Genomic DNA, 2,389 nt, shown 5'->3' on the forward strand with positions numbered 1-2,389 from the left:
GCTCGCTGCCGGCCGACCAGCCGCCGGATCGGCATCACGGTGCCCAGCGCGCCGCCGATGACGGCCAGCAGGGCGAAGCCGCCGAAGAGATAGAACGCCTGGTTGGCCGGGTCGTAGCCGGCCTGGACGGTGACCGGCGCGGTGCGCAGCTGGTCGTAGACGATGACGCCCATGGCCCCGCCGAGGGTCGCGGCCCAGCCGGGCACGTGCAGCACGAGCACGAAGACGGCCACGATCAGGCCACCGGCGGCGGCCACGATCAGCGCCGGCACGGCCGCCTGGACCAGGCCCTCGTCACCGTTCTCGGCGAAGTGCAGCGCGGCGCCCAAGGCGATCGGGCCGACCGCAAGATTGGGCACGCCGGCGCGCAGCGTCAGGCCGGCGCCGAGGGCGAGCAGGCCGATCGAGGCACCGGTGATGAGCAGGGTGTCCAGCGCCGGGCGGCGCAGGCTGGCCGGATCGAGCCGATAGAGCAGGTACGCGATCGCGGCGACCGCCAGCAGCAGGACGATCTCCCAGCCGATGTGGATGCCCAGCCGGTCGCGCCCGTCGTCGAAGTCCCCACCGCGGCGACCGGTGTCACCGGCCGGCTCGACGAGCTGAACTCCCTCGCCCTCGTCGGGATCCAGGTCGCGCCGCCGGGCCCGGAAGTCGGTGGCCGCGATGCCGGCCCGGTACGCCGCCGGGTCACTTTCGCCCTGGTCACCGGTATTACGCCGATATGTGGTCTCGTCGTAGGCCATCTCGCACACCTCCTTCGCCGCCGGCACAGCATACGGAAACGAGGGGCCCTCAGTTCAAGTCCCGGATCGGACTCGATCAGGACCTTCCGGCCTGCCGTCCCGGGCCGCCGCCGTCCTTCTGGTCGGGTTGCTCCGGCACCCGGCAGGAGCGTTCCAGCCACAGCGCCGCGCCGACGAGCGCGAGCGCCGCGACCACCCCGGCGATGGCGGCCGGGACGTCGTCCCGGGCGGCCCTGGTCGGCTCCAGCGCCAGCCAGGCCAGCAGCCCGGCGGAGAAGCCCCCGAACAGCGCACCGGCCAGCGCCGACGCCTTGGCCAGCACGGCATACCGGGCGACGGCCAGCGGGTCGACCCGGGGCGCGCCGGGCTTGCGCTGGATCCGGGCCGCGGTGTTCTGCGCGAGGGTCGCCTCGACGACGGCCAGCGTGCCGAGCACGATGATCGGCAGCCAGGGGAGCCGGGGCATCTGCGAGTACAGGGCGCTGAGCAGCAGCCAGCCGACCGCGGCGGCGGCCAGCCCGGCGACCACCAGGACGGACAGGCTGGTCGGCCGCATCGACGGATCGGGTGCGCCACCGCCGGGGTTACTGCTCACTCTTGTGACTCTAACGGCAGATCGGGCCGCGGGGTCAGCGCGTTCGCGTCGGCGGTGAGCTCCGGGGCGTTCAGCAGGTCGGTGACCCAGCCGTGCCCGGGCAGCTGGGCGTAGGGCTGCAGATCGAGCCAGGGTTTGAGCACGAACGCCCGCTGGTGCGCCCGGGGATGCGGCAGGGTCAGCTCGGGGTCGGCACTGAGCACGGGCGTGCCGTCGTCCTGCCACACCGCGATCACGTCCACGTCCAGGGTGCGGGGGCCGAAGCGCCGCTGCGGGTCCCGGACGCGGTCCGCCGCCTGCTCGACCGCGCGGACCCGGGTGAGCCAGCCGGCCGGATCCGCCGCCGGGTCCACGGCCAGGACCACCGCATTCAGGTACGCCGGTTGGTCGACGTCACCCCAGGGCGGCGTCTCGTAGACCCCCGAGACCAGGACGACGCTCTCGCCCAGCTGCTCCACCGCGCTTTTCAGGTACGCGTACCGGTCGCCAAGGTTGCTGCCCAGCGAGAGGATCGCCCGGGTCATCGGGCCCGCCGGACGGTGACCGCCACGTCGGCGAACTCGAGCGGGATCGGTGCCTGCGGCTTGTGCACGGTGACCGTGGCCGCGGTGACCCGGGCGTCCGCCAGGCAGACCGCCGCGAGCCGGTCGGCCAGAGTCTCGATCAGGTTGACCGGCTCGCCGGCAATCACCTCGGCCAGCCGGCCGGCCAGCTCGCCGTAGTGGACGGTGTCGGTGACGTCGTCGCTGGCCGCCGCCCTGGTGAGGTCGAGTTCCAGCTCGACGTCGACCACGAAGTCCTGGCCGTCGCGCCGTTCGAAGTCGAAGACCCCGTGGTGGCCCCGGACGCGCAGGCCGTGCAGGGAGATGCGGTCGCTCACGGCGTACCCCCAGGTGTTGATCGTGAAATGCGCGGGCTGCCGGTGGCGCGCCACACGGCCAGGGCGTCGACGGTCGCGCGTACGTCATGGACCCGGACGCCCCACGCCCCGGCCGCGACCGCCAGCACCGACGTGGCGATCGTCGCCGCTTCGCGGCCGTCCACGGGCCGC

General features: G+C 73.7%; 3 protein-coding genes and 2 pseudogenes. All 5 read right to left on the reverse strand.

Translation table 11 applies throughout. The features are described 5' to 3' along the window. Positions 1-743, reverse strand: a pseudogene (locus AB0C29_RS43820) (ABC transporter permease); the annotation flags it as partial. 76 nt (positions 744-819) lie between these two features. Continuing rightward, entirely contained in the window at positions 820-1,299 is a 480-nt protein-coding gene (locus tag AB0C29_RS43825) for a DUF3180 domain-containing protein (protein WP_360547098.1), read from the reverse strand. Positions 1,300-1,334: 35 nt separating this feature from the next. Continuing rightward, positions 1,335-1,862, reverse strand: coding sequence for a 2-amino-4-hydroxy-6-hydroxymethyldihydropteridine diphosphokinase (folK, locus tag AB0C29_RS43830; RefSeq protein WP_360833637.1), 528 nt, complete (start codon positions 1,860-1,862; stop codon positions 1,335-1,337). Next, positions 1,859-2,218 carry a dihydroneopterin aldolase gene (gene folB / locus AB0C29_RS43835; protein WP_360833639.1) on the reverse strand — a complete coding sequence of 120 codons (360 nt, stop codon included), beginning with the start codon at positions 2,216-2,218 and terminating at the stop codon, positions 1,859-1,861. Before folB ends, folK begins: the two co-directional genes overlap by 4 nt. Further along, positions 2,215-2,389: pseudogene (locus AB0C29_RS43840) on the reverse strand (dihydropteroate synthase); the annotation flags it as partial. The gene folB and the pseudogene AB0C29_RS43840, both read right to left, overlap by 4 nt.

The organism is Actinoplanes sp. NPDC048791 (assembly GCF_040650095.1).
Lineage (GTDB): Bacteria > Actinomycetota > Actinomycetes > Mycobacteriales > Micromonosporaceae > Actinoplanes.